The following is a 26,614-nucleotide window of genomic DNA, read 5'->3' on the forward strand; positions in this document are numbered from 1 at the left end:
ACGTGGCCGCCGTGACCACCGAGACTGCCCCGCCCGCGGCGAAGCGGGTGCCCAGCGAGCGCACCCACCACGGCGACACTGTCGTCGACGAGTACGCCTGGCTCGCCGCCAAGGACGACCCGGAGACGATCGCCTACCTGACCGCCGAGAACGAGTACACCGACGCGCGTACGGCACACCTGGCCGACCTGCGCGCCGACCTGTTCGAGGAGACTCGCCGACGCACCCAGGAAACCGACCTGTCCGTGCCGACCCGCAAGGGCGGGCACTGGTACTACACCCGGACGGTCGAGGGACAGCAGTACGGGGTGCAGTGTCGCCGCGCGGTCCGCGACGGTGAGACCGACCCGCCGGTCAGCGCGGACGGCGCCCCGCTCGACGGCGAGGAGGTGCTGCTCGACGGCAACCTGCTGGCCGAGGGGCACGACTTCTTCTCGCTCGGCGCGTTCGACGTCAGCCCGGACGGTCGCTGGCTGGCCTACTCCACCGACTTCTCCGGTGACGAGCGCTTCACGCTGCGGGTGAAGGACCTGACCACCGGCGAGCTGCTGCCGGACGAGGTGCCGGACACGTTCTACGGCACCGCCTGGTCGGCCGACGCCTCGGTGCTGTTCTACGTGACCGTGGACGACGCCTGGCGGCCGAACCGCGTCTGGCGGCACACCGTCGGCTCCGCCGCCGCCGACGACGTGGTGGTCCACCAGGAGGACGACGAGCGGTTCTGGGTGGGGGTGGAGCTGACCCGGTCTGAGAAGTTCATCCTCATCGACGTGCACAGCAAGGTGACCAGCGAGGTGCTGGTGATCCCCGCCGGCAACCCGACCGGCGCTCCGGCCGTGATCGCCCCCCGCCGACAGGGCGTCGAATACACGGTGGAGCACCACGGCCACCGTTTCCTGATCCTGCACAACGACGGCGCTGAGGACTTCGCGCTGGCGTTCACCTCGGCGGACGTACCGGGCGACTGGGTGCCGCTGATCGAGCACACCCCCGGCACCCGGCTGGAGGCCGTCGACGCCTTCGCCAACCACCTGGTGGTGTCCCTGCGCACCGACGGGCTCACCGGGCTGCGGGTGCTGCCGGTGGGCAGTGACGACGGGTACGACATCGACTTCCCCGAGCCGCTGTACAGCGTCGGGTTGGACGCCAACCCGGAGTACCGCACCGGCCAGGTCCGGCTGCGCTACTCCTCGCTGATCACCCCCGACTCGGTGTACGACTACGACCTGGTCACCCGGCAGATGGTGCTGCTCAAGCAGAAGCCCGTGCTGCCCGGGCCGGACGGGCGACCGTACGACCCGGCCGAGTACGAGCAGCACCGCGACTGGGCGCTCGCCGACGACGGCACCCGGGTGCCGATCTCACTGGTCTGCCGCGTCGGCACCCCCCGGGACGGCTCGGCGCCCTGCGAGCTGTACGGCTACGGCTCGTACGAGGCCAGCATGGACCCGTGGTTCTCGGTGGCCCGACTGTCCCTGCTGGACCGGGGTGTCGTCTTCGCTGTGGCGCACATCCGGGGCGGCGGTGAGCTGGGCCGACGGTGGTACGACCAGGGCAAGCTGCTGGCCAAGAAGAACACCTTCACCGACTTCGTGGCGTGCGCCCGGCACCTCGTCAAGGCCGGCTGGACGGCCAGCGACCGGCTGGTCGCCCGGGGCGCCTCGGCCGGTGGCCTGCTGATGGGCGCGGTGGCCAACCTCGCGCCGGACGCGTTCACCGGGATCGTGGCGCAGGTGCCGTTCGTGGACGCGCTCACGTCGATCCTCGACCCGTCGCTGCCACTGACCGTCACCGAGTGGGAGGAGTGGGGCAACCCCCTCGACGACCCCGAGGTGTACGCGTACATGAAGTCCTACACGCCGTACGAGAACGTGGCCGCCGTGGACTATCCGGCGATCCTCGCGGTGACCAGCCTCAACGACACCCGGGTGCTCTACTCGGAGCCGGCGAAGTGGATCGCCCGGCTGCGGGCGGTGGCCCCGAGCGGCGACTACCTGCTGAAGACCGAGATGGGTGCCGGGCACGGTGGCCCGAGCGGTCGCTACGACTCCTGGCGCGAGGAGGCGTTCATCAACGCCTGGATCCTGGACCGCATCGGCCGGGCCTGACCCGGCGGGTCGACATGATCGCGCTCGGTGGTGGGAGTAGTTCCCTCGGCGACTCGGGGAGACCACTACTTCCGTGATCGGGCGCGATCATGGCCGGGGCGCGTATGCCCGGCCTGGCCTTTCCGAGTCGTAACGGACGTCGCGGCCTAGACTTCCGGGGTGACCGGGGCTACGGATAGTGACGGCGGAGCCGCCGAGGACGTCCGCCGACCGAGCGTGGCGGCGGTGGCGCGGGACCGCCGGGTCTGGCTGATCCTCGCGGTGGTCGCCGGCCTCCTGGTCTGCTGTTGTTCGGCTGTGGTCGGCGCCCTGATCGCACTCTCCTCCGGCCTGCTCGCCGCCTGACCCGACCGCGCGGATCAGGCCGGCCGGTGGGGCCAGTCCGGTTCAGGTCGTCCGCAACTCGTCCAGGGCGGTGCTGGCGCGTAGGAAGAGCAGGCCGACACCGACCGTCACCAGCACCGCTGCCAACGCGCCGGCACCGAGCCACGCCAGGTGCTCCAGAGGTACGGGAACGGCCTGCTGCACCTCGGGAATGTGCACGATCCGGTTGTACTGTGCGCTGGTGGCAGGGTCCTCACAGAGCGCCGCCGTGGCCTCGCAGATCGTCGCCGAGCCACCGCCCGCCGACACCTCCCCCGCGGCAAGCCCTCGGCCGAGCAGCGTGCCCACGCTGAGCGCGAGCAGGATCGCCGGTACGGCCGGCGCCAACGCCTGCCAGGCCACCGAACGGCTCAGCGTGGCGCGGGGCACCCCGGTGGCGACCAACGCGGCGTACGCGCGTCGACGGGCGACGATCCCCTCGACCAGCGCGACGATCAACCCGCCCGTCGCGATCAGGATGGCCACGGCGATAGCGCCATCGACGTAATCCATCGTGGTCAGATAGAACGGGTTGGTGCCGCCGTCCAACCCGGCGAACCGGTTCTGCTCCTGCTCAAGCTGGTCCTTGGTCCCGAAGTAGGCCCGCTGGGCGGCCGCGCCCCCGCCGAAGATCAGGGCGGCGAGCAGCGCCGCGAAGGTGCGGCTCCCCGCCCACGGGTCGGCCATCAGCCGCCCCGCCGCGAGCAGCGCAGCCGGACCGCGGGCGTGCCGACGCAACAAACGCCCGCAGTGGTACGACAGCCAGCCGGTGCCGATCACCACCCCGATCATCGCCGCGAGCGCGCCCACCGCGAACAACAACGGCACCAGCCAGGCCAGCCCCCCGTTGTCGTCGAACCGGAAGACCACCGGGCGGATCAGGGCGAACGCGGCCACGCCGAACCCGATCAGGAGCCCCGCCCACGGACCCGGACCACGCTCGCGGACGGCCTTGCGGCTCACCCCGAGCGGGCTGGTGGTGACCGTACGCACCATCAGGGCGGTGGCCAGCGCCGCCACGACCGGCAGACCGAGCACCATGCCGGCCAGCGCGCCGGTCGACGGCAGCACGTCGGTGGGCAGGGCCAGTCGACCCTGCGCGTCCGGGCGGTGCAGCAGATCGCGGCCGACCAGATAGACACCCAGCCCGACGAGCGTGCCGAGCAGAGCGGCCACGCCGGTCTCCAGCACCACCAGCCGGGTGACCTGACCGGGAGTGGCGCCGGCCAACCGGAGCGCGGCCAACCGGCGGTCCCGTGCCGGTGCGCCGAGCCGGGCGCACTGACCGGCCAGCGCCAGCACCGGAATCATCAGCATCAGCAGCGCGAACGCCGTGCCGCCACGCAACCCGGGCTGCGCCAGCAGAGCGTTGTCATACTGCTCCGACCACCTGTTCTGGTTCTCGTCCGTCGCCGCAGGGGTCGGGATGGCCAACACGGTGAGCGCCGCGAGCCCGGCCACTGTCGCCAGCAGGGCGCTGAGCGCGGTGAGCACCACCCGGGCGGTGTCGGTGCGGGTGCCGGCGAGCGCGAGGCGGAGCAGCGTCGCCGGTCTCACCGGGCACCGCCGGCCAGCGGCACGTCGAGCCCCAGGCCGGTGTGGTCCACCAGGCCGTCACGCAGCACGATTTCCCGATCCCCGTACGCGGCGATCCGCGGCTCGTGGGTGACAAGCACGACGGCGGTGCGCTGCTCGCGGGCGAGCCGGACCAGCTGGGTGAGGACCTGCTCGCCGGTGAGCGTGTCCAGTGCGCCGGTCGGCTCGTCGGCGAAGAGCATCCGAGGCTCGGTCACCAGCGCCCGCGCCGTGGCGCAGCGCTGCTGCTGACCCCCGGACATCTCACCCGGCCGCACGTCGGCCACCTCGGCCACCCCGAACCTTTCCAGCCAGGTGAGCGCCGCCGTCCGTGCCTCTCGCCGCCCCGTGCCGGCGAGGAGCAGAGGTAGTGCGACGTTCTCGGCGGCGGTCAGCTCGGCCACCAGCTGACCGAACTGGAACAGCACCCCGAACTCGGTGCGGCGCAGCCGGGACCGGGCCGCCTCCGACCAGGTGTCGATGCGGTGCCCACGCCAGGTGACCTCGCCGGCGTCCGGCCGGAGGATCCCGGCCAGGCAGTGCAGCAGTGTCGACTTGCCGCAGCCACTCGGCCCGGTGACGGCCACGATCTCGCCCTCGGCTACGTCGAGCGTCACGCCGCGCAGCGCGGGCGTCGGGCCGTACGCCCGAACCACGCCGCGAGCCTGGAGTTGCGTCACGGATGCACCTCCCGGTGCCAGTCGGCGACCCGGCCCATGGTGGCGTGCAGCCACCGCAGGTCCGCGTCGAGGTGGGCGATCGCGAAATCGGCAGCGACCACGTCGCTGAGGGTGGCGGCCGGATCGGCCTTGACCGCGGTCAACTCACGCAGCCGTGCGGTGTGCGCGGCCCGCTGGGCGATCAGGTACGACCGGGCCCGGTCGACATCGGCGACCAGCAGCGCCACCACGACCTTGGCGAACAGCGTGCTGGCCACGTACGGCATGGGCGGCTCGACTGTGGACATCCACTGGTCCAGCGTGTCGCGCCCCTGGTCGGTCAGCGCGTACGCGGTGCGGTCCGGCCCGCCCGCCCGGTCCTGGCCGGCGGGAGCCACCAGCCCGTCGCGTTCGAGGCGGCCGAGAGTGGCGTAGACCTGCCCGAAGGCCAGCGGCCGAGCCCGCGGCAGCCGCTCGTCGTGCGCGCGCTTCAGCTCATACCCGTGCCGGCTGCCCCCAGCGAGCAACCCGAGCAGAACATGCGGCGTGGACACCCCGCCCACTATTCACCCAGCGAATACCCAAGTCAACAACCCCACCCCACCCCACCCCCACCCGGTCTCCGCCCCGACCCACCTGGTTGATCAAGGGGTTTGCGTCACCAACGCGTCCGAATCTGACGCAAACCCCTTGATCACCGAGGTGGGGTGGGCGGGTCGGGGTGGGGGCAGGGGTGAGGGCCGGGGTGGGGGTTAGGGGGTTTGGGGCCAGGTGGGGGTGCGGCCGGTTTGGGTCAGGAGGTGGGCCAGGTCGGGGGTGGGGTCGGGGGCCCGGTCGGGGGTGCGGTCGGGGGTTGGGGTGGGTAGTGGGTCGGCGAAGACGCCCATCTTGCGGGCGGTGGGGCCCAGCTGCTCCACCAGCTCGTGCAGATGGGCCACCACCTCCGGGGCCGGGTGGTACGGCTGGCCGGTGGCGACCGCGAGATCCCAGCCGTGCACCGTCAGATCCAGCAGGGCCATGCCGCCGATGGCGGTCTGCGGCATGGGCATACGCGGTGACATGCCCTCCACGCTGGACGGGTCCGACCAGGCGGCGATCAACCGGCCGGTCTCCACCTCGAAGCGGTCCCGCCAGCCGTCGCCCAGGTGGTCGGGCTTCTCGGCCCACTCCACCTGTCGCTTCTCGGCCAGGTCCTGAAAGTTGATCACCACCTGGAAGAGGTGGTTGAGCAGATCACGGACCAGGTAGTCGCTGCACGGGGTGGGCAGGTCCAGCTGGTCGTCGGAGATCCCCCGTACGACATCGACGGTTCGCGGCGCGGCGGCCGCCAGCAGCTCGCTAGTCTGAGTGGACATAGGGCCAGCGTATGAGGGTGGTCTTGAACAAATGCGACAGCGACCGCGTGGTGACAGCCGGGGGATTCTCGACCCCGGTCGCCTGCTGCGCGAGATGCGCTTCCGCAGACACCTGCCGGCGGAGTCGCTGCGCCAGTGGGTCGAGCACTACTGGTTGATCGACTGGGCGTTGAGCGCGCCGTTCGAGCAGCGGGTCGTGCCGCACCCGGCGGTGAACGTGGTGTTCCGGCGGGACGACGACGGGCCCGAGTCCGGCGAGGTGGCCGGGGTGGGCCGCGACCTGTTCCGGATCACGCTCAACGGCGCCGGCCGGGTGTGCGGGGTGCAGTTCCGCCCCGGCGGCTTCCACCCGTTCTGGCGGCGCGCGGTCAGTGAGTTGACCGGTCGCAGGGTGCCGCTGCCAGCCGGCCGGCTGACCCACCCGGACGTCCCGGTGGGCGCTGGCACGTTCCCGGGAGCGCCCACCTCGGCGGCCGGCGACGACGAGCGCTGCCGGGCGTTGGACGCCCTCCTCACCGCCTGGCAGCCGGAGCCGGACCCGCTGGCCGAGGAGGCCGTCCGACTGGCCGAGGCGATCCGTGTCGACCGGACGGTGCTGCGCGTCGACGACTTCGCCGCGCGCCACGACGTTCCGGTCCGCCGGTTGCAGCGGCTCTTCATGGAGTACGTGGGGGTCGGGCCGAAGTGGGTGATCCGCCGCTACCGCCTCCAGGAGGCGGTCGAGCAGGCCGCCGGTGGCCCGCTGAGCTGGGCCGACCTCGCCGCCGACCTCGGCTACAGCGACCAGGCCCACCTGGTCCGCGACTTCACCGCCGTGGCCGGGGTGTCCCCCGCCGCGTACGCCCGCTCGGTGCGGTGAGAAAGCCGAGGAACAGACAGAGCCGACACAGCTGACAGATCAGCGACGCCGCAGGACGACCACTGCGACGTCGTCCTGGATCTCCGGTGGGGCCAGTTCCACAAGCAGTCGGGCGCAGAACTGGTCCAGGTCACCGTCGACGGTCGCGGCGACCGCAGCCAGTGCGGCCAGCCCCTCGTCGATGGTGGCGTCCCGTCGCTCGATCAGCCCGTCGGTGTAGAAGACCAGCGTGGCCCCGGCCGGCACCACGAACTCCAGGTCGGCCGGGCGCGGGGCGCGGACGCCGAGCAGCGGCGCGGAGTGCTGCACGAACTCGACCTTGCCGTCCATGATCATCAGCGGCGGAAGGTGCCCGGCACTGGCCAGCCGGACCCGTCCGGTCGGCGGGTGCATCAGCAGTACACAGAGCGTCGCCAGCTCGTTCGGCAGCAGTGTCCGCATCAGCTCGTTGACCCGGTGCAGGATCTCGCCGGGCTGATGGCCCTCGACCGCGTACGCCCGCACCGCGTGCCGCAGCTCGGCCATCACTGTCGCCGCGTGCAGTGAGTGGCCGGCGACGTCCCCGATCGCGAGCAGCAGGTGACCGTCGAGCATCACCAGCTCGTAGAAGTCGCCGCCCACCTCGGTCTGCGCGCTGGCCGGCTCGTAGCGCACCGCGAGGTCCAGCCCGGCCACCGTGGGCAGCCCACGCGGGAGCAGGCTGCGTTGGAGGGTGACAGCGATCCGGTGCTCCTCGTCGAACGAGCGCTGCCCCTCCACGGCCGCCGCCACCGCCTGAGCCAACTGCTTGAGCACCGGGGTCCGCGCGGTCTGGGTGGCGGTCGGGACCACCACGTACAGCGGGGCCCGGTCCTCGCGCAGTCGGGCGGCGGCGACCGTCACCGTGTCGTCCGCCGGCCAGTCGACGAGCGCCCAGTTCCCCGGGGCCTCCACCCGCACCGTGGCACCGGTGGGCACACCGGTGTCGTCGACGACCCACGGCACCACGGCGGCCACCGCGCCAGGACCGGCGCAGACACCCGCGAGGCAGTCGCCGTCGAAGGTTTCCGCGATCACCGCGGCCGGGCTCTTGAAGATCTGGGCGGCGCCCTCGGCGGCGGCCTCCAGCAGGCGCGCGAAGGTCGGTGCCGCATGCACCGCGACTGTCGTGTCGGCCAACCCGAGCAGCCGCTCGGCGAGCAGTTCGGCGCGCTGCCGGGCCTGGTAGTAGCGCAGCACCGCCCGGGTGGTGGCGATCAACTCCTCGGGTTCGATCGGCTCGGTCAGGTACGCGTCCGCGCCCCGGGTCAGCCCCTGGGCCCGGTCGGCCACGTCCACCGCGTGCGCCGACACGTGGATCACCGGCATCGCCGGGTGCCGCGCCTTGATCTGTTCACAGACCTCGTAGCCGCTCAGGTCTGGCAGCCGGACGTCGAGGACCACCAGGTCGATCCGGTCCACCTCGACCCGGGCCAACGCCTCGGCGCCGTTCTCGGCCTCCAGCACTGTGAAGCCGGCCCGGGTCAGCCAGCTGACCAGCAGGTAACGCTTGGTACGACTGTCGTCGACCACCAGGATGGTTGTCGGCATGCCGTCCACGCCGTCACGCCCCGCCAGTGGGCAGGGAGACGGTAAATGTGCTGCCCTCACCGGCCGCGCTGGTCAGCTCCAGCGTCCCGCCGAGCAGCGTCACCAACCGCCGGGCGTACGGCAGACCGAGGCCGGTGCCACCGACCCGGGTGGCTCCGGGGATCTGGTAGAACTCCTCGAAGATCCGGTCGTGCAGCTCCGGAGCGATGCCCGGCCCGGTGTCGCTGACCTCGAACTGCCAACTGTCGCCGCGTTGGCTGGCCCGCAGGCGCACCTTGCCGCGCTCGGTGAACTTCAACCCGTTGTGCAACAGGTTGCGCAGCACCTGGCCGAGCAGCACCTCGTCGGTGCGCAGCAGGGCCGGCGCGGCCGGCTCCTCCACGACCAGCTCCACGCCCGGTCGGGTGGCCAGCGCGCGCAGGGTGCCGCGTAGTTGACCGAAGACCGGCCGCAGGTCGACCTCGGTCAGGTCCGGCTCGATCCGACCGGACTCCGCCTTGGCCAGGTCGAGGAGTTCGTTGACCAGATTGAGCAGGTCCGCCGCCGACGAGCGGATCAGATCGATCTGGCGGCCCTGCTCGTCGGTGAGCGGGTCGGAGGCGGAGTCGGTGAGCAGCCGACCCAGACCGATGATCGCGGTGACCGGGGCGCGCAGCTCGTGGCTCACGTTGGCCAGGAACCGGCTCTTCGACTCACTGGCCGCACGGAGCTGGGCCGACTTCTCGTCCAGCTCGGCGTAGAGGGCGACGACGCCCCGGTTGGTCTCCTCCAACTCCTCGGTGAGCTGGTTGTAGAGCGCCAGCACGCCGCGGTTGGTCTCGGCCAGCTCCTCGTTCAGCACTGCCAGCTCGTCGCGCTGACTGCGCACCTCGTCCAGTGCGGCGATGAGCTGCCCGTTCTGCACTGTCAACTCGTCCAGCGCACTGCCCGGCGCGGTGCGGCCGAGTTCGGTACGGAACTCGGCCAGCCGCTCCGGGGTTGGCGTCGGCGCGTTGGCCGGGACTCGTCGGGACATCCGTACGACCGTAACCCCCTGGACGGTCGACACGCTCAGTGTGTCGACCAGTCGGGACACCGCGCCGGACTGCGGTTGGTAGCGATCGTCCGACAGCGGGGACACCGGGGCCAGGTCGGCGCGCAGGTGGAACCGGCCGTCGGCACCCGCGTCGACGTAGAAGGAGACGTCCGCACCGCCGGTCGTCCGCAGCAGATCCCGGGCGACCTCACTGAGCGCGGTGGCGATCCGCACCTGGTCCTGGTGTTCGAGGCCGACCACAGCGGCCACCTCGCGCCCCCGCTGACGAATCACGAAGATGTCCTGCTCGACCCGCAGCGCCATCTGAAGCAGCGGCAGCGCTGCCGGCTCCCCGCTCACGCCCACGACCTCGCAACCAGTACGCAGGCGTCGTCACGTCGCACACCGGCGTCACGGAGCAGGGTCGCCGCCATGATCAGCGGGGATCGCTCCGCCAGGCCCGGGTAGTCGGTCATCCGCCACCGGTCGACCACCCCGTCGCTGTGCATCACCAGCCGGGCGCCGGGACCGAACGGGTAGTCGTACTCCCGGATCGTCGGCCGTTGGTGGCCGGCGATGCCCGGCAGCGACACCAGCCCTCGACGGCGGCCGTCACCCTCGACGACCACGCCGGAGATGTTGCCCAGGCCGGCGTAGTGCAGCACCCCGGCCTCCGGCATCAGCTCGCCGACGGCGAGCGCGGCGCCCCGGGTGTGCGACATGCTCCGGTGCAGGTGACCGACCACCATCGCCGGTGGGCCGACCGGGGCGTCGCGGAACGCGGCCAGCGCGGCGTCGGTGGCGGCTCCGGCCAGCGGGCCGTGCCCCAACCCGTCACTCACCAGCACCTGGTGCCGCCCGTCGACGACCCGCACGGCGTAGCCGTCGCCGCTGATCGTCTCGCCGGTCAGCGGTCGGGCAAGAGCGCCGGCCCAGGACGGCCGAGCCGCCTCGGCCGGCCAGATCTGCACGGCGAGGACGGTGCCCCGGCCGGGCAGCGAGTATCCGTCGAACCAGCTGGCCTGCCGGACGATGGCACCCAGACCGATGCCGAGTGTGCCGGTGGTGGAGTGCCCGTCCTGGGACGAGACGGTCAGGTCGGCCATGCCGGGCCCGGAGTCGATGGCCACCAACTCCACCCCGGCCTGCCCGGCGCGGCGTACCGGCCGGAGCAGCAGGACACCGTCGTCGGCGTGCTTGACCAGGTTGCTGGTCAGCTCGGCGGCAACGATGGCCAGGTCCGCGATGCGCGCCTCACCCATCTCCACCTGCGCGCCGAGGCGTTCGGCGGCACGCCGGACGGCACTCGCGGCGCTGCTGGCCTCCACCCGGAACCAGATGCCACTGTCGGTGACCGCGTCGGCGTTCACCTGGACCACTTGGTGACCGTGATCCGCGTACCGGTCTCCGCTGACGTCTCGATCTGGAACTCGTCGACCAGGCGTCGTGACCCACTGAGCCCGAGGCCGAGGCCACCGCCGCTGGTGTAGCCGTCGGTCATGGCCAGGTCGAGGTCGGCGATGCCCGGCCCGGAGTCGGCGAACACGATCTGCACGCCCTTGCGTCGGCCGTTGTCCACGACAGTCACCTCGACCGAACCGCCGCCGCCGTACACCAGGGTGTTGCGGGCCAACTCGCTCGCCGCGGTGACCACCTTGGTCTGGTCGACGAGGGACAGCTTGCTGGCCACCGCCACGGCGCGGACCAACTGCCGGACGCGCACCACGTCCTCATCGCTCCGGACCGACTGCGCCTGTGGCTGGCCCAGGTCGATGCCCGCGGTCACGGCGTGGCCGTCTCGGCGTCCGAATCGTCGTCGAGCTGGTAGTCGAGCTCGTCGGCGTGGGCCGCCGCGATCAGCTCCATGCCGCGCTCCACGTTCAGCGCGGTACGGATGCCGTTCAGCGACAACCCGAGTTCGACAAGGGTGATGGCGACGGCCGGACGCATCCCGACCACCACCGTCTCCGCGTCCAGCACCTTGGAGATCGACGCGATGGTGGAGAGCATCCGCCCGACGAAGGAGTCGACGATGTCCAGTGCCGTGATGTCGATGATGACGCCGTGGCAGCCGGTCGCGACGATCCGCTCGGCCAGGTCCTCCTGGAGCGCGACCGCCGTCTGGTCGGACATGTCGAGCTGAATCGAGACGAGCAGGATGTCCCCGATCTTGAGGATCGGCACCCTCTCCATCAGGCGTCCCGACGCGGCTGGCGGCGAGCGGTCTCCACCCCGTTGAGCCGCAGCACGTGGCGCAGCGCGTCGGCGAGGCTCGCCTTGGTGGCGATGTCGCCGAACTCGATGCCGAGCGCCACGATGGTCTGCGCGATCTGCGGACGGATGCCGGAGATGATGCAGTCGGCGCCCATCAGCCGGGCAGCCACCACGGTCTTCAGGATGTGCTGGGCGACCTGGGTGTCCACCGCCGGTACGCCGGTGATGTCGATGATCGCGTACGGCGAGCTGGTGTCGACCAGGGTCTGGAGCAGCCGCTCCATGACGACCTGGGCCCGGGCCGAGTCGAGGGTGCCGACCAGCGGCACGGCGACGACGCCCTCCCAGAGCTTGACCACCGGCGTGGACAGCTCGAGCAACTGCTCGGCCTGATCGGCGATCAGGCTCTCGCGGGTGCGGACGAAGCTCTCGAAGGTGAACAGGCCCATCTCGTCGACCAGCTTCGAGAAGGCGACGTAGTCCTGGAGCGCGTTCGGGCCGCCGGTCTCCTGCACCAGCTCGGCCAGCACGTCCTTCAGCGCGAAGATGCTGATCGTGGTCTCGGTGGCGGAGAAGCCCTGCCGGGCCCGGCCACGGGACAGCTCGGAGAGCGCGGCACGCAGTTCGCCGGCGCTCTCGGCGGACAGGTCGATGGTGCCCTTCTCGCCGGTGGTGACGATGGCACTGTGCAGGTCCTGGACCTGTCGGCGCAGCTCCGCCTGGCTCAGCCGGCCTCGCAACGAACTGGTGACGATCTCGGTCCACCGAGTCGTGACCCGTTCGTCCTGCCCGCTCAGCAGCGCGGCGAGCCGACCACTTTCTTCGGTGCTCAACGCCATTTCGAACCCCCTTGACCTGGACCGGGCGGACTCTATCACCGGGGTCTGATCAACTACTTGCCCCGTAGCAACGGAATGACGATGGCCACCGGATCACGGCTCCCGTTCTACCTCCGACCATGGTCGTGGGATACCGTTCCCCCGATAACAGGAGGTCTGGCGAATGTCGTTGACGGTGCACACGGAACAACGCGGCGACGTGGTCGTCGTGGCGGTCGCGGGCGAGCTTGACATGGCCACCGCACCGCAGCTGCAGGACCAGATCACCGACCTGCTCGACAAGGGCCGCAACCGGCTGGTGTTCGACCTGGCAGACGTCTCGTTCTGCGACTCGACCGGTCTGTCGGTCTTCGTCCGCGCCAAGAACAGTTGCGACGAGGCTGGCGGCGTGGTCCGGCTGGCCGCCCCGCAGCGCGGCGTGCTGCGCATCCTTGAGGTGAGTGGGCTGGTCGAGGTGCTGCACACCTACCCGACGGTGGATGAGGCAGTCGCCGGCGAACCGACGCCGGCTTCCTCCTGACCGTCAGCGCGCGTCACTCGTCCTCGACGTAACGGGGACGAGCGATCGCCATGCCTGCCGTCGTCTGCACGGCCAGGGCGCCCAGCAGGAACCCGATCGGCGCGGTCCAGCCGCCGGTGGCCTCGTAGAGGATGCCGACCATCAGCGGGCCGAGGGCGGCGATCACGTACCCGGTGCTCTGCGCGAACGCGGAGAGCGCGACGGTGCCCTCGGCGGTGCGGGCGCGGAGGCCGATGGCGGTCAGGATCATCGGGAACGCGCCCTGACCGATCGCCAGCAGGGCGACCCAGAGCAGCGCGGCGCCGTGCGGCGCGAACGCCAACCCCAGGTAGGCCAGTGCCGACGCGGTGGTCAGCCCGAGCACCAGCGGCCGCAGGCTGCCGAGCCGGCCGGCCAGGGTGGGCATCAGCAGCGCGATCGGCACGCCGAGCGCGGTCACCCCGGCGAGCAGCAGCCCGGCCGACTCCGGCTGGTAACCGGCGTCGCGGAACAGTTGGGCCAGCCAGCCCATGATCGCGTACCCGCTGAGCGACTGCGCCCCGAAGTAGACGGCCATCGCCCAGCCGAGCCGGGTCCGCGCCGGCCGGACCCGCACTGGCGTGGCGACGACCGCCGTCGGGGTCGCCCGCCGCGCCGCGGCGCGGGTCCGCAGCGCCAGCGGCACCCACGGGAGTACGGCCACCGCGGCCATCGCGGCCCAGACGCCGAGCCCGGCCCGCCACGACCCGAAGGCGTGCGCGATCGGCACCGCGGAGGCGGCGGCCACCGTCGTGCCCACTGTCAACGCCATCGTGTACGCCCCGGTGACCAGGCCGGTGCGGTGCGGGAAGTGCTGCTTGACCAACATCGGCAGCAGGATGTTGGCGACCGCGATGCCGGACAGTGCCAGCGCGCTGGTGAGCACGAAGATCAAGGCCGAGTCGGTGACGACCCGGAGCACCTGGCCCACGGCGAGGGCGAACATGGCGACCACCAGCACCCGGGCCGGTGCCACCCGGCGGACCAGCCACGGGGTGAGCGCGCCGAGGCCGGCGAACGCGATGGTCGGCAGGGTGGTGACCAGGCCGGCGGTGACGCCGGAGAGGCCCAGCCCGTCGCGTACCTCGTCGAGCAGCGCACCGAGGCTCGTCACCACGGCGCGCAGGTTGAGCGCGACCAGCAGCATCCCGACCAGCACCAGCGCGCCGCCGGTCGCCGGGTGCGTCCGCCGGCCGGTGCCGGGGTCCCGCGTCGGGCGAGGGTCGACGGCGACGGGGGCGGGCAGCGCCGGAGCGGCGGTTGGTGGCGGGGTCATGACCTCTAACCTACAATCATGGGATGAATTTGGGACCGGTGATGTAACCAGTGCCACCGTCGGTTGATTTCCCCTCCGCGCCGCCAGCACCGCCCCGCGGCCAGCCCGCCGTGCCGTCCCACGGCCAACCCGCCGTGCCGCCCCGCGGCCACCGGGTCCGGCAGACCACCGAGCAACTCCGCGCCCGGATCCTCGGCGGCGAATGGCCCGTCGGCGGGCGCATCCCCACCGAGCCACAACTGGTCGCCGCGCTGGGCGTCGGGCGCAACACGGTCCGCGAGGCGGTCCGTGCCCTGGTGCACGCCGGGGTGCTGGAGTGCCGGCAGGGCTCCGGCACCTACGTGGTGTCCACCGACGAACTGGCACCGGTGGTCGCCCGCCGACTCGGCGACGACCGGATGACCGAGGTCATCGAGGTACGCCGCGCCTTCGAGGTGGAGGCCGCCCGGCTCGCCGCGTTGCGGCGTACCCCGGAAGACCTGGCGGCGCTCGACGGCGCGCTCGCCCAGCGCGAGGCCGCCTGGCACGGCGGCCGGGTCGACGCGTTCGTCGAGGCCGACGCGGCACTGCACACGGCCGTGGTCGCCGCCGCGCACAACGCCATGCTCGCCGAGCTGTACGCCTCGGTGGGCACCGCCCTGCGCAGCACTGTCGCCCAAGCCATGGGCGGGGAGCTCACCCCCGAGCGCTACGTCGACCACACCCGGCTGGTCGAGGCCATCCGGGCCGGCGATCCCGGCCGGGCAGCGCTCGAAGCCGGCGCTTTTCTGGAACCCGCCGAACGGGCATAGGTTGTGCCCGACAGAAAAGCGGACACCTCGGGAGTACGAATGCTCAAGGGCTTCAAAGACTTCATCATGCGCGGCAACGTCGTCGACCTGGCGGTCGGTGTCGTCATCGGCGCCGCGTTCACGGGCGTGGTCACCCAGCTCACCAAGTCGTTCCTCGAACCGCTGGTCCGGGTGATGATCGTGTTGATCACCGGAAACAAGAACGGCCTCAGTGGCTCGACCCCCAAGTTCCGGGAGATCCCGTTCGACTGGGTGGCGTTCGTCAACGCGGCCATCACCTTCCTGCTGACCGCGCTGGCGCTCTACTTCCTGGTCGTCTACCCGATGAACCGGCTGGCCGAGCGGCGCAAGCGGGGCGAGGAGCCGCCGCCCTCGGCGCCGAGCGAGGAGGTCAAGCTGCTCACCGAGATCCGGGACGCCCTGGTCTCCGCCGGCCACACCACCCCCGGCCAGCAGCGTGGGGCGCTGGACGACGTGCTGGGCCGCCGCCCGGAGCCGCCGACGCAGCGCTGACCCGAACGGATGCACATCGGCCCCTGTGGGATTCCCGCAGGGGCCGCACCTTCTCGTACGTGTGTTCGATAGAGTCCCGACATGGAGCAGCGAAAGCACTGGTGGAACGGGAAGTGGGGGCGGCTGGCCCGGCGGGACGTCTTCCTGAGGGTGGACGCCGACCGGTGGCACGTCGAGCAGCGGGCCGGCGGCGCCGAGGGCATCTCCCGTTTCTACGAGTACGGCAGTGCGGACGAGGCCGAGGACACCGTCCGGGCGCTGCTCGACGGCCCGGACACCTGGCGGGAGCTATCCCCCCGCCCGCCCGGCGGCTGGACCCTCCCGAACAGCTGAGTGGGCGGTGCAGCAGACAGTGCGGGGGGCCCTTCGTCCGCCACCGTTGCTCCGCCTCCCGGTGGCGGTACCGCTCTTTACGGTGATGACTCTGAGACATATTGATGCCACACAGTCATCACGCTCTCCGAACCCATCGCCTGGAGCCACTGCCGCTACCCCATCGGCGAGCGGGCCAAGCGGCGCGCGTCAGCGAAGTGGCGGTGCCTGCGAGCGGCGGCGTTTAGCGGCGCGCCGCCCTGGGAACCGCAGCGGGATGGACCAGCAGGACGAGCAGCAGGCGACCATCTCGCGGATCACCACCGGGATGCCGGTGATCGACTCAGCTGGCACCGAGGTCGGCACCGTGGACCTCGTCCAGCGGGGTGACCCGAACGCGGTTACCGTCCAGACACCGACCGCCGACCCGGGCAGCAGCCTGGACGAGCTGATCGAGGCGACCGCGGTCGAGGAGCCGGACGTCCCGGCCGATCTGGCGGCGCGGCTGATGCACAGCGGCTATCTGAAGGTCTCGACCGACCTGACCCGCACCGGCGCGGTCTACGTACCGGCCGACCGGATCGGTTCCGTGGCCGACGGCCGGGTCCTCCTGGCCGTCGGGGTGGCCGACCTGCCGCCCGAGGAGTGACCCAACCGCCCTGATCGACTCGGGTTCACGGAAGTCGGGGCGTCCGGAGCCTCGGGACAGCCCGACTTCATGAAACCCGAGTGGATCTTCCCTGCGCGGCGGTGGCGGGCTGCTCCGGCGCGGCGGAGGCGGGCTGCTCCGGCGCGGCGGAGGCGGGCTGCTCCGGCGGGGCGGGTTGGCGGCGGTGGAAGAGCAGCAGCATCAGGCAGCCCGCGACCAGGCCCCAGAACGCGCCGCCCACGCCGATCAGCGTCACCCCGGACGCGGTCACCACGAAGGTGACCACGGCGGCCTCGCGGGTCGCCGGGTCGGTCACCGCCGAGGCGAGGGCGGTGGCGAGGGCGCCCAGTAGCGCCAGCCCGGCGACCGCCTCGATGAGGATCGGTGGGGCGACCGCCACCAGCGTGGTGGCCACGCCGGCGCCCAGTCCGAGCACGGCCAGTCCAGCGCCTGCGGTGACCGAGGCGATCCATCGGCGCTCCGGGTCGGGGTGCGCGTCGGGGCCGGCGGCCAGCGCGGCGGTGATCGCCGCGAGGTTCACCGCGTGCCCGCCGGCCGGGGCGGCGAGCAGACTGGCCAGGCCGGTGGTCCGCAGCGCGGCGCCGAACGGCGGCCGGTAGCCGTAGCCGACCAGCACCGCCATGCCGGGTACGTTCTGCGCGGCCATGGTGACCAGGAACAGCGGCAGGGCCAACCCGACCAGTGCGGACGCGTTCCAGGCCGGCGCGGTCAGCGTGACCGACGGGATCAGCGCGGCACCGGTCAGGCCGGTCGGCGGTGCGGTCAGTGCGATCGCCGCCACGGCCACCACCAGCGCACCGGGCACCGCCCAGCGTCGGGCGAACCGGTGCAGCAGCAGCCAACCGACCACCACCGATCCGGCCACCACCGGCAGCTCGACAAGCGCGCGGACCGGGGCGGTGCACAGCGGCAACAGCACCCCGGCGAGCATCGCGCCCGCCACCGGCTTGGGGATGGCGGCCACCGCACGGCCGAGCGGCGGGAACAACCCGGCCGCGACGATCAGCGCACCGGAGACGAGGAAGGCGCCCACCGCCACCGGCCATCCTCCCGGCGGCGGCCCGGTCGCCACCAGCAGCGCGGCGCCCGGAGTGGACCAGGCCGCGCTCATCGGTATCCGGTACCGCCAGCCCAGCCAGACGGCGACGAAGCCACTCGCCACGCAGAGAGCGAGCAGTCCGGAGGCGGCCTGTGCGTCCGACGCGCCCGCCGCTCGGAGCCCGGCCAGCACGACTGTGAACGAGCTGGCGAAGCCCACCAGCGCGGTCACCACCCCCGCCAGCACCGGTTGTACGCGTCCGGCCACCCCACCCTCCCGACTGTTCCGTTTACGGAACGGAAGCGTGTAGCACGATAGTCGGGTGCCGCACCCACCACCAGCCCCGCGCCCGGGCCTCGACGTGGATCCCGCCGTCGTCGGGCGCCGGGTCCGTGCCCTGCGCGAGGAGCAGGGGATCTCGCTGTCCACACTCGCCCGGCTCGCCGGTGTCGGAAAGGCCACCCTCTCCGGCCTGGAGCACGGCACCCGCAACCCGACCCTGGAGACGCTCTGGGCGGTCACCGCGCAGCTCGGCGTACCGTTCACCGCCCTGCTGGCCGAGCCGTCCGCCGAGCCCGTCGTGCACGGGACCGCGGTCACCGCGACCCTGCTGGAGGTCTTCACCGACACCGACGCGACCTACGAGCTGTACCGAATGCGGGTCGCACCCGGCGTCGCGCAGCTCTCCCCCGCCCACGCGCCGGGAGTCACCGAGCACGTCACCGTCTTCGCCGGGGTGCTGCGCGCCGGGCCGGCCGACGCACCGCTGACCGCGCCGGCCGGCGGTCACCTCCGCTGGGTGTCGGACGTGCCACACAGCTACGCGGCGGTGGGTGACGAGGAGGTCGCCGCGAGCCTGCTCCTGCGCTATCCGCGCCGCTGAGACCCCGCCGAACGGTCACGGACCGTCGGCTCCGTCGACGAAAATCGCAATCATTTCTCGACCTAGGTAGGAGGCGTAGAGACGAATGCGGGTTGTTCTTGGCAAGCTTGACCCCATGACGCTGATCCTCCGCTCGGTCATCCTCAACGACATCGGCTTGGTGCGCACCAACAACGAGGACTCCGCCCTCGCCGGTGACCGCCTGATCGCCGTCGCCGACGGCATGGGTGGGCTACCTGCGGGCGAGGTGGCGAGCGAGATCGTGATCCGGATCCTGGACGAGCTGGCTCCGCCCACCGACCCCGACGGCGCCGCCGACGCGCTGCGTGCCGTGGTCAGCACCGCCAACCAGCGCATCCACGCCGCCATCACCGTCGATCCGAGCCGGGACGGCATGGGTACGACGCTCACCGCGGCGCTGCTGGCCGGGGAGACACTGGTGCTGGCCCAGGTGGGCGACTCCCGCTGCTATCTGCTGCGTGAGGGGGAGCTGACCCAGCTCACCCGGGACGACACGTTCGTGCAGGCGCTTGTCGACCAGGGCACCCTCTCTCCCGAGCAGGCCCGCCACCACCCGCAGCGGTCCCTGGTGACCCGGGCCGTGCAGGGCGCCGACACCCCACCCGCGGTCGGGGTGCTCACAGTGGTCCCCGGTGACCGGCTGCTGTTGTGCAGCGACGGGCTCTCCGACTACGTCGAGGACGAGGCCATCGCCGCGGCCCTGGGCATGTACGCCGACCGCCAGCAGTGCGGTGAGCAGTTGGTGAAGCTGGCTCACCACGCCGGCGCGCCGGACAACGTCACGGTCGTGGTCTCCGACGTCGTCGCCCGCTGACCCGTACGGCTCACTCGGCGGCTCACCCGAACCGACTGGTTCGGGTTCCGCTGCCACAGTAGGTGGTTGTGCCATCTAGCTTGCGCCGCTACTGTCCGACGGGTGGATTCCGACCGGCGTGGGCAGTGGCTGCGGGGGGTGCTCGACATCTGCGTCCTGGCCCTGCTGTCCAAAGGCGAGTCCTACGGCTACCAGCTCGCCCAGGCGCTCGACGCGGCGGGCGTCGGGCCGATCCAGGGCGGCACGCTCTACCCCGTGCTGCTGCGCCTACAGAAGACCGGCCTGGTGACCGCGCAGTGGCGGGAGGGCAGCGCCGGGCCGGCCCGCAAGTACTACCGGCTCACCGACGACGGGGACGCGGCGCTCCGCGCCGGCGGCAGCGCCTGGCTCACCTTCGTCCGGCCGGTGAACGACATCGTCACGAAGGGGGTCACCCGGTGAACGCCGACGATTGGCTGCGTACGCTCACGGCCGAGCTGCACCAGCGCCGGGTCGCGGCGGACGCCGCACGGCACGTGGTCGCCGAGGCCGCCACGCACCTGCGCGAGGGCGGCGGCGACCCCTGGGTCGTCTTCGGCCCACCCCAGCAGTACGCGGGTGCTGTCGTGGAGAGCATCGGCACCGCGCCCGGACCGCGTCCCGGTCCGGTCCGGCTGCACGCGGCAGGCATCACCAAGAGGTACGGACGGCGAACCGTGTTGCGCGACGCCACGCTGACCGTCCGGGCCGGACAGATCGCAGCCGTCGTCGGCGCGAACGGCTGCGGCAAGAGCACCTTCCTCCGGATCTGCGCCGGCCTCATGTCACCGGACGCCGGTGAGGTGACCGTCTCCGGGCGGCTCGGCTACTGCCCGCAGTCCGGCGGCACCGCCGACTTCCTGCTCGCCGACGAGCACTTCGTGCTGATCGGCGCCGGTCAGGACGTGGCCCGGGGCCCGGCCCGCCGCGCCGGTCGGGCGGCGGCCCGGCAGCTCGGCTGGGAAGCGGGTGGTGACGTGCAGGCCCGTCACCTCTCCGGCGGCACCCGACAGAAGCTCAACCTCACCATGTCCACGCTCAGCGCCCCCGACGTGCTGCTGCTCGACGAGCCGTACCAGGGCTTCGACCAGGGCACGTACGTCAACTTCTGGGACCAGCTCAGCAGGTTGCGCGACGCCGGCACAGCCATCGTCGTCGTGACCCACCTGCTCAACCAACTCGACCGGGTGGACATCGTGCTCGACCTGACCCCCGCACACGAGACCCTGTGGCACGCGCCCGACATCCAGGGAGGCCGCCCGTGAACCGGCTCGTCACCGTCGCCGAGATGACCCTGCGGGAGCTGCTGCGGCGTCGGGGCGTACTCCTGCTGTTGTTGTTGATGCCGTTGACCTTCTACCTGATCCGGCGGGACGCCTACCTCGGGCAGTCGGTTCGCTCGCTGCTGCTCGGCGTGGGCTGGGCGGTGAGCACCGCCGCGCTGTTCGCCACGACCGCGGCCCGTGAGTTGGAGCCGCGGCTGCGGCTGGCCGGCTACCGCCCACACCACCTCTACCTCGGTCGGATGCTCGGCCTGTGGACGGTGGGGCTGGTCATCTCCGTACCCTTCTTCCTGCTCCCGATGATCGACGGCGCGGACCTGCGGTACGGCGGCCTGGCGGCGGCGCTGCTCTGTTCCGTCGCGGTTGCGGCGCCGTTCGGGATGCTGATCGGTGCGCTGCTGCCCCGCGAGTTGGAGGGCACACTGCTGCTGCTCACAGTGGTGACGGTGCAGATGCTGATCGACCCGGCCGGGTCCGGGGCGAGGTTGACGCCGTTCTGGTCGAGCCGGGAGATCGCCACCTGGACCGTCGACAACACCGACCAGGGCTACCTCTCCCGTGGTCTGCTGCACGGGCTCGTCGTCACCGCCCTGCTGGCCCTGGGCGTGGCCGCGGTCGCCAGCGTCCGTCTGCGCCGCCGTCGCCACCTGCGGCACCTGCCGGTCGGCTGACCGCCGCACCGGCAGCGGATCGGGCCAATCCGGTTGCTGCAACCCGCGCGGCGGGTTGAGATAGGCGAATGACCATTCGCCGGGTGACCGACGACGACCGTCTCACCACCAGCTTCCCGCTGGCCGCGTACGCCTTCGAGTCCTCGCCGCTCAGTGCTGCCCGCACCGCCGAGTTCCGCGACTACCTGCCCTACAACCAGGGCAACCGGACGCTGATCGCCGAGGAGGACGGCACCACGCTGGCCGCCGTCTCGGCCATCCCGATGCGACAGAACCTGCGCGGGGTGGTGCTGCCGATGGCCGGTGTCGCCGGGGTGGCGACCCATCCGCTGGCCCGCCGGCAGGGGCACGTCCGGACGCTGCTGCACCAGCTCCTCGACGAGATGCGCGACGAGGGCCATCCGCTCAGCGCGCTCTATCCGTTCCGGCCCAGCTTCTACGCCCGGTTCGGCTACGCCGGGCTGCCCAAGCCGCGCCGGGTCACCTTCGCCCCGGCCAACCTGGGTTCGCTGCTCCGGGTCGACCTGCCCGGTGAGGTCGGCTGGGAACGCGTCGCCGCCGGCTATCCGACGTGGCGGGCGTTCACCGAGCGCAACCTCCAGGAACGACACGGCTTCGCGATCTTCCCGGACTACCGGGCTGTCGGAATGCGTGACCGTGACGAGTACTGGCTGCTCACCGCCCGGGTCGGTGGGGAGGTCACCGGCGCGGTGACGTACCGGATCGACGAACACGGCGGCACGCTGCACGGAAACGAGCTGCTGGTCACCGACCCGCTCGCGCGGGCGCTGCTGTTGCAGTTCTTCGCCCGGCACGTCGACCAGATCGAGCGGATCACCGTTCAGGTTCCGCCGGACGAGTTGCCCGAGCTGTGGCTGACCGACCTGGACGTGCATGTCGAGGCCCGTATGGCAGTGCCGGGTTCGTCCGCGCCGATGGCGCGGCTGCTGTCACTGGACGCGTTGAGCGGGCTGCCCGCCGGCCCGGGCCGGGTACGGATCGAGCTGACCGGTGACCGCTGGCTGGCCGGCACCCACCTGCTCGACGGCACTACCGGCGCGCTGGAGTTGGTCGACGACACCACCGGCCGCGCGCCGACGGCCACGCTCACCGCCGCCGGGCTCTCCGCCCTCGCGTACGGGGTGCTGGACCCGGCCGAGCTGCCGCTACGCGGTCTGGGCGAGGTCCCGGTGGACGCCGCCACGGAACTGCGTGGGCTGTTCCCCCGCCGAGTGCCGTACCTCTTCGCCGATTTCTGAGCCCTCCTCACAATCGGGTTTGTCGCTCCGGCGAGCGTGGGTACGGTCCCGCGAATGCCGGAGTGGTTACAGGCGGGTGGATGGGGGCTGCTGGCCGGGTCGGCTCTGCTGGTCGGGGCGGCGATCGGCTGGTTCGCCCGGGTGCCGCAGCGCGTCATCGCGTCGATCATGGCGTTCGGCGCGGGGGTGCTGCTCTCCGCCGTGTCGTTCGAGTTGATCGCCGAGGCGCACGCGCAGGGCGGGCTGCTGCCCACCGTTCTCGGCGCTGCCGTCGGTGCGGTGGTCTACACAGTGGCCAACCTGGCTCTCGCCCGGCACGGCGCCCGGCACCGGAAGCGGTCCGGCGACCAGCAACCCTCCGAGAGCGAGCAGCCCGGTTCCGGCTCGGCGCTGGCCGTCGGCGCGCTGCTCGACGGCGTACCGGAATCGGTGGTGATCGGCGCCAGTCTGCTCGGCGGCGGCGCGGTCAGCCTGGTCACTGTGGCGGCGGTGTTCCTCAGCAACGTTCCAGAGGGGCTGTCCAGCGCGGCCGGCATGCGCCAGGCCGGCCGCACCCGACGGTACGTGTTCCTGCTCTGGACCGGGATCGCGCTGATCAGTGGCGTCGCCGCGCTGGTCGGCAACACGCTGCTGGGTGGCGCGCCGCCGGAGGTACTGGCCGCCATCACCGCATTGGCCGCCGGCGCGATCCTCGCCATGATCACCGACACCATGGTCCCGGAGGCGTTCGAGAACGCGCACCTACTGGTCGGTCTGATCACGGTCGCCGGCTTCCTGACCGCCTTCGCCCTCTCCCACACCTGACCACCGGTCACGCCGCCACAACCGGCGCGGCGGTCTGCGGCCCGGGCGGCGTGCGGGCAGCGGCGGGCGCGGCAGTGGGCGCGTGGCTTAGCGGTGCATTAAACCGGCCCGGCGGATTCGTCGCGACGCCGTCGCGGCTCCTAGCATCACGGGGTGCGCCTGACGTCGCTTGCCGCTCTCCTCGTCCTCGGTGTCGCCACCGCGACCCTGCCCGCCTGCGCGCCCAACGACCCGGCCCCCGCCTTCGAGGCCGGCTCGACCGCCTCCCCGACGGCGCTGCCGACCGGCGGTCAGAGCGACGCGCCGGGTGCGCGGGACGGCCTCGGCGGCCCGGGGGCCAGCGCCAGCCCGAAGCCCGCCAACAAGGTGCTCGCCGCCGGCAACCCGAACGGCACTGCCACCGTGCCGGCCGAGGCGCGGGCGGTGGACACCTCGAAGCCGAGCCGGACCATCGGCACCGGCACCCCGGCGAGCTGCACCTCCGGGGCGGTCGTGAAGGCCGTCGCTGCCGGCGGTGTCATCACGTTCAACTGTGGACCGGCCCCGGTGACGATCAAGATGGCCGCCACCGCGAAGGTCCGCAACGCCAACGGCCCGAAGATCGTGCTGGACGGCGGCGGCACTGTCACGCTGAGCGGCCAGGGGCAGCGCCGCATCCTCTACATGAACACCTGCGACGAGGCCCAGGGCTTCACCACCTCGCACTGCCAGAACCAGGATCACCCGCAGCTCACAGTGCAGAACCTCACCTTCGCCGACGGCAACTCCACCGGCGAGAAGGCCGAGGGCGGCGGCGGTGGGGCGATCTTCGTACGCGGCGGGCGGCTGAAGGTGGTCAACTCACGCTTCGTCCGCAACCGCTGCGACCGCACCGGCCCCGACCTGGGTGGCGCGGCCGTCCGGGTGCTGAGCCAGTACGAGAACAAGCCCGTATACGTGGTGGGCAGCACCTTCGACGGCGGTTCCTGCTCCAACGGAGGGGCGCTGAGCAGCATCGGCGTGTCGTGGGTGGTGCTGAACAGCCTGCTCAAAAACAACGAGGCGATCGGCAGCGGCGCCAACCCGGCCAAGTCCGGCACGCCCGGCGGCGGTAGCGGCGGCGCGATCTACTGCGACGGCAACGAGTTCACCGTGCGGATCGCCGGCACGATCATCGAGAACAACACTGCCAACGAGGGTGGCGGAGCGGTCTTCTTCGTGAGCAACAACCGCACCGGCACGATGAAGATCGAAAACTCGACCCTGCGCCGCAATCCCAGCGCCAAGTTCGAGACCCGCGGCTTCCCCGGCATCTTCTTCCTGGGCGCCCGCAACCCCACGCTCACCAACTCCAAGCTTTCCTAACCCGCCCGCCCGCGCCCGTCCCCGCCACCCGCCGCCCACGCCGGTGATCAAGAGGTTTCGGTCGTCGGGGCGGCGTTTTCTGACCGAAGCTCTTGATCAACAGGCTGGGGTGGGGTCAGTAGGGGTTTCCTTCGCCTGGGGGGCGGGCGTGGAGGAGGGCGGCGGGGCGGCCGGGCAGGTCCCGTGCGCCGGACATCGGCGGGCTTGGCGTGTGGTCGCCGTCGGCCATCCCGGCGAAGAGTTCCTTGAGCGCCGTCAGCGCACTGATCTTGGGCTGCCAGCCCAGCTCGGTCTCCGCACGCTCGCTGGACATCAGCGGGGCGTTCAGACCCAACTCCACCCAGCCCGCGTCGACCGGTTGCAGCCGCGCCCGCCAGGTCAGCGCCGCCGCCACCCGCAGCACCGGCGCGGCGACCGGCACCGTCCAACCGTGGAAGTGCCGGGCCACCAGCTCCGGAGTGAGCACCGGGTCCGCGGCGACGTTGAAGGCGCCGCGCGCATCACCCAGCACCGCCCGGGCGTACGCGTCAGCCACGTCATCGGCGTGCACCGCCTGCATCCGCAACCGGCGGTTCGTCGGCACCAGCGGGATCCGGCCGAAGCGCAGCAGCCGCACCGGCGCCAGCGGGCCGAGGAAGTAGCGGGTGATCTCCGCACCGGCGGCCCGCTGGAAGATCAACCCTGGTCGCATCCGTACCACCCGCAGCGTCGGTTGATCACGTTCGACCTCATTCAGCAGAGCCTCCACCTCCGCCTTGTGCTCGCTGTACGACGATCCGGGCACACCGGTGGCCGGCCACCGCTCACTGATCGGGTGATCCTTCGGGCCGGGCGCGTAGGTGCCGACCGACGAGGCGTACACCAGGGCCGGAACACCGGCCTGGACCACCGCGTTGATCACCGCCCGACTGCCCTCGACGTTGGTCCGGCGCAGCACCCGCTGGTCGTGGCTGGGCTGGATCTGCCAGGCCAGGTGCACCACCGCGTCCGCACCCGCGAACACCTCGGCGAGCTGTCCGGCCGCGCCCGGCGCGCCGATGTCGCAGGAGTGCCACTCCACCTGGTCGTACGGCTCGCCGGCGTCCGGGCCGGGCAACCGTCGTACGACCCCGGCCAGCTCGACGCCCCGCTCCCGCCGCAGCCGCCGCAGCACCGCCGTACCGACGTTGCCACTCGCCCCCACCACCACGATCCGCATGCCCGACCCCGTACCCGCCCAGCAGCAGCTCAACCACCCATCAGCGCGGCGGGGCCTCCGGCGCGCGCGGCTTGATCCACTCGGTTTCCTGAAAGTCGCGGCATCCGCGCACACAGGACACCCCGACTTCCGGGATCCCGAGTCGATCAAGGACGAGGAGACTCCCGTACCCAGCCGTGCTTTTCCTTGCCCCGCCCACCGGCGGTGGCGGCCAGGCAGCGTGGGCAGATCCAGCCCACCGCGTCCGCGTCGGTGAGCACGTCGGTACCCGAGTAGTCGAAGGGCACATGCGGGAAGCGACGCAGTCGGGTCCCGCTCAGCGCCAGGCCACAGACCGTCTGGTTCTGGCCGGGCAACCACGCGTGCACCTCGCCACCCGGCTGGCGTACGCCGTTGCGCCCGACCTCCTCCCCGGAGGCCGCCACGGCCGGCAAGCGGCTCGATCCCATGCCCGTCCTGGTTCCCCACCGACCCACACCCATGCACCACAGCGCGAGGTCGAACCCTCGACCGTGCCGCCGACAGGTGATGATCAAATGAGGCGGAAGCCAGCCAGCCGCAGCCATCGACGGCGGGCCGGAAGCCGAGAGCCGTCGACGCTCACCGTCGGGTAACCTGAGCGCG

30 protein-coding genes are annotated in these 26,614 nt (G+C 71.9%); 16 read left to right on the forward strand and 14 right to left on the reverse strand.

All coding sequences use genetic code 11. The features are described from left to right. The first annotated feature begins 11 nt into the window (after positions 1-11). Positions 12-2,108 carry a S9 family peptidase gene (locus OG598_RS25520; RefSeq protein WP_328651406.1) on the forward strand — a complete coding sequence of 699 codons (2,097 nt, stop codon included), beginning with the start codon at positions 12-14 and terminating at the stop codon, positions 2,106-2,108. A gap of 159 nt (positions 2,109-2,267) precedes the next feature. Beyond that, the gene (locus OG598_RS25525) at positions 2,268-2,453 is read left to right on the forward strand and encodes a hypothetical protein (protein ID WP_328651407.1); all 186 of its coding nucleotides are present in this window, start codon (positions 2,268-2,270) and stop codon (positions 2,451-2,453) included. A gap of 42 nt (positions 2,454-2,495) precedes the next feature. Here the strand turns inward: OG598_RS25525 and OG598_RS25530 are convergent, their stop codons facing one another. The 4 genes from OG598_RS25530 to OG598_RS25545 all read right to left on the reverse strand — a co-directional run bounded on the left by OG598_RS25530 (position 2,496) and on the right by OG598_RS25545 (position 6,060). Next, positions 2,496-4,028, reverse strand: a complete 1,533-nt coding sequence (locus OG598_RS25530; RefSeq protein WP_328651408.1) for an FtsX-like permease family protein — start codon at positions 4,026-4,028, stop codon at positions 2,496-2,498. After that, on the reverse strand, positions 4,025-4,726 hold the full coding sequence (locus OG598_RS25535) for an ABC transporter ATP-binding protein (protein ID WP_328651409.1): 702 nt from the start codon (positions 4,724-4,726) through the stop codon (positions 4,025-4,027). Before OG598_RS25535 ends, OG598_RS25530 begins: the two co-directional genes overlap by 4 nt. Then, positions 4,723-5,259, reverse strand: a complete 537-nt coding sequence (locus OG598_RS25540) for a PadR family transcriptional regulator (protein ID WP_328651410.1) — start codon at positions 5,257-5,259, stop codon at positions 4,723-4,725. Before OG598_RS25540 ends, OG598_RS25535 begins: the two co-directional genes overlap by 4 nt. A 198-nt stretch (positions 5,260-5,457) precedes the next feature. Continuing rightward, entirely contained in the window at positions 5,458-6,060 is a 603-nt protein-coding gene (locus OG598_RS25545; RefSeq protein ID WP_328651411.1) for a TIGR03086 family metal-binding protein, read from the reverse strand. A gap of 31 nt (positions 6,061-6,091) precedes the next feature. Here OG598_RS25545 and OG598_RS25550 point away from each other — a divergent pair, with 31 nt between their 5' ends. Further along, complete coding sequence (locus OG598_RS25550) at positions 6,092-6,919, forward strand: AraC family transcriptional regulator (RefSeq protein ID WP_328651412.1); 828 nt, start codon at positions 6,092-6,094, stop codon at positions 6,917-6,919. Between the two features lie 39 nt (positions 6,920-6,958). Here the strand turns inward: OG598_RS25550 and OG598_RS25555 are convergent, their stop codons facing one another. From OG598_RS25555 to OG598_RS25580, 6 genes are read right to left on the reverse strand one after another with little or no spacing between them, the layout of a single operon-like run. After that, positions 6,959-8,488 carry a SpoIIE family protein phosphatase gene (locus tag OG598_RS25555; RefSeq protein ID WP_328651413.1) on the reverse strand — a complete coding sequence of 510 codons (1,530 nt, stop codon included), beginning with the start codon at positions 8,486-8,488 and terminating at the stop codon, positions 6,959-6,961. 13 nt (positions 8,489-8,501) lie between these two features. After that, positions 8,502-9,827: a sensor histidine kinase gene (locus tag OG598_RS25560; protein WP_328655433.1), complete on the reverse strand. Its 1,326-nt coding sequence runs from the start codon at positions 9,825-9,827 to the stop codon at positions 8,502-8,504. A 32-nt stretch (positions 9,828-9,859) separates the two neighbouring features. Then, the gene (locus OG598_RS25565) at positions 9,860-10,873 is read right to left on the reverse strand and encodes a SpoIIE family protein phosphatase (protein ID WP_328655434.1); all 1,014 of its coding nucleotides are present in this window, start codon (positions 10,871-10,873) and stop codon (positions 9,860-9,862) included. Further along, a complete protein-coding gene (locus OG598_RS25570) occupies positions 10,870-11,289 on the reverse strand; it encodes an anti-sigma regulatory factor (RefSeq protein ID WP_091395782.1) in 420 nt (139 codons plus the stop codon). The genes OG598_RS25565 and OG598_RS25570 overlap by 4 nt, the downstream gene beginning before the upstream one ends. Then, complete coding sequence (locus OG598_RS25575; protein ID WP_328651414.1) at positions 11,286-11,696, reverse strand: STAS domain-containing protein; 411 nt, start codon at positions 11,694-11,696, stop codon at positions 11,286-11,288. The genes OG598_RS25570 and OG598_RS25575 overlap by 4 nt, the downstream gene beginning before the upstream one ends. Then, positions 11,696-12,556, reverse strand: coding sequence for an STAS domain-containing protein (locus OG598_RS25580; RefSeq protein ID WP_328651415.1), 861 nt, complete (start codon positions 12,554-12,556; stop codon positions 11,696-11,698). Before OG598_RS25580 ends, OG598_RS25575 begins: the two co-directional genes overlap by 1 nt. A gap of 163 nt (positions 12,557-12,719) precedes the next feature. Here OG598_RS25580 and OG598_RS25585 point away from each other — a divergent pair, with 163 nt between their 5' ends. Continuing rightward, a complete protein-coding gene (locus tag OG598_RS25585) occupies positions 12,720-13,076 on the forward strand; it encodes an STAS domain-containing protein (protein ID WP_030332365.1) in 357 nt (118 codons plus the stop codon). 13 nt (positions 13,077-13,089) lie between these two features. On the opposite strand, the gene OG598_RS25590 is transcribed toward OG598_RS25585, so the two are convergent. Then, positions 13,090-14,241 (reverse strand): MFS transporter, encoded by a 1,152-nt coding sequence (locus OG598_RS25590; RefSeq protein ID WP_238683251.1) that lies wholly within the window; start codon positions 14,239-14,241, stop codon positions 13,090-13,092. Positions 14,242-14,480: 239 nt separating this feature from the next. Here OG598_RS25590 and OG598_RS25595 point away from each other — a divergent pair, with 239 nt between their 5' ends. The 4 genes from OG598_RS25595 to OG598_RS25610 all read left to right on the forward strand — a co-directional run bounded on the left by OG598_RS25595 (position 14,481) and on the right by OG598_RS25610 (position 16,635). Next, a complete protein-coding gene (locus OG598_RS25595) occupies positions 14,481-15,161 on the forward strand; it encodes a FadR/GntR family transcriptional regulator (RefSeq protein WP_328651416.1) in 681 nt (226 codons plus the stop codon). A gap of 39 nt (positions 15,162-15,200) precedes the next feature. Further along, entirely contained in the window at positions 15,201-15,674 is a 474-nt protein-coding gene (gene mscL / locus OG598_RS25600; RefSeq protein ID WP_112586336.1) for a large conductance mechanosensitive channel protein MscL, read from the forward strand. 81 nt (positions 15,675-15,755) lie between these two features. Next, positions 15,756-16,007, forward strand: coding sequence for a hypothetical protein (locus OG598_RS25605; RefSeq protein ID WP_030486188.1), 252 nt, complete (start codon positions 15,756-15,758; stop codon positions 16,005-16,007). Positions 16,008-16,263: 256 nt separating this feature from the next. Continuing rightward, on the forward strand, positions 16,264-16,635 hold the full coding sequence (locus tag OG598_RS25610; protein ID WP_328651417.1) for a hypothetical protein: 372 nt from the start codon (positions 16,264-16,266) through the stop codon (positions 16,633-16,635). Positions 16,636-16,702: 67 nt separating this feature from the next. Here the strand turns inward: OG598_RS25610 and OG598_RS25615 are convergent, their stop codons facing one another. Continuing rightward, a complete protein-coding gene (locus tag OG598_RS25615; RefSeq protein ID WP_328651418.1) occupies positions 16,703-17,962 on the reverse strand; it encodes a benzoate/H(+) symporter BenE family transporter in 1,260 nt (419 codons plus the stop codon). A 55-nt stretch (positions 17,963-18,017) separates the two neighbouring features. Between OG598_RS25615 and OG598_RS25620 the strand changes: the two genes are divergently transcribed. The 8 genes from OG598_RS25620 (at position 18,018) to OG598_RS25655 (ending at position 24,792) form a co-directional block, all read left to right on the forward strand. Then, positions 18,018-18,578, forward strand: coding sequence for a helix-turn-helix domain-containing protein (locus OG598_RS25620; protein ID WP_238678690.1), 561 nt, complete (start codon positions 18,018-18,020; stop codon positions 18,576-18,578). Between the two features lie 115 nt (positions 18,579-18,693). Beyond that, a complete protein-coding gene (locus OG598_RS25625; RefSeq protein ID WP_112586332.1) occupies positions 18,694-19,413 on the forward strand; it encodes a PP2C family protein-serine/threonine phosphatase in 720 nt (239 codons plus the stop codon). 102 nt (positions 19,414-19,515) lie between these two features. Then, the gene (locus tag OG598_RS25630) at positions 19,516-19,854 is read left to right on the forward strand and encodes a PadR family transcriptional regulator (protein WP_328651419.1); all 339 of its coding nucleotides are present in this window, start codon (positions 19,516-19,518) and stop codon (positions 19,852-19,854) included. Next, a complete protein-coding gene (locus OG598_RS25635) occupies positions 19,851-20,696 on the forward strand; it encodes an ATP-binding cassette domain-containing protein (protein WP_328651420.1) in 846 nt (281 codons plus the stop codon). The genes OG598_RS25630 and OG598_RS25635 overlap by 4 nt, the downstream gene beginning before the upstream one ends. Then, positions 20,693-21,385, forward strand: coding sequence for a hypothetical protein (locus OG598_RS25640; protein ID WP_112637984.1), 693 nt, complete (start codon positions 20,693-20,695; stop codon positions 21,383-21,385). Before OG598_RS25635 ends, OG598_RS25640 begins: the two co-directional genes overlap by 4 nt. Before the next feature lie 83 nt (positions 21,386-21,468). After that, entirely contained in the window at positions 21,469-22,644 is a 1,176-nt protein-coding gene (locus tag OG598_RS25645; protein WP_328651421.1) for a GNAT family N-acetyltransferase, read from the forward strand. 54 nt (positions 22,645-22,698) lie between these two features. Beyond that, complete coding sequence (locus OG598_RS25650) at positions 22,699-23,448, forward strand: ZIP family metal transporter (RefSeq protein ID WP_328651422.1); 750 nt, start codon at positions 22,699-22,701, stop codon at positions 23,446-23,448. A 153-nt stretch (positions 23,449-23,601) separates the two neighbouring features. Next, complete coding sequence (locus OG598_RS25655; RefSeq protein ID WP_328651423.1) at positions 23,602-24,792, forward strand: hypothetical protein; 1,191 nt, start codon at positions 23,602-23,604, stop codon at positions 24,790-24,792. A 115-nt stretch (positions 24,793-24,907) separates the two neighbouring features. Here OG598_RS25655 and OG598_RS25660 read toward each other — a convergent pair whose 3' ends face one another. Beyond that, the gene (locus tag OG598_RS25660; RefSeq protein WP_328651424.1) at positions 24,908-25,990 is read right to left on the reverse strand and encodes an NAD-dependent epimerase/dehydratase family protein; all 1,083 of its coding nucleotides are present in this window, start codon (positions 25,988-25,990) and stop codon (positions 24,908-24,910) included. A 146-nt stretch (positions 25,991-26,136) separates the two neighbouring features. After that, positions 26,137-26,439 (reverse strand): hypothetical protein, encoded by a 303-nt coding sequence (locus tag OG598_RS25665; protein WP_328651425.1) that lies wholly within the window; start codon positions 26,437-26,439, stop codon positions 26,137-26,139. Positions 26,440-26,614: the final 175 nt, after the last annotated feature.

It is taken from the genome of Micromonospora sp. NBC_00330, assembly GCF_036136635.1.
GTDB lineage: Bacteria > Actinomycetota > Actinomycetes > Mycobacteriales > Micromonosporaceae > Micromonospora > Micromonospora salmantinae.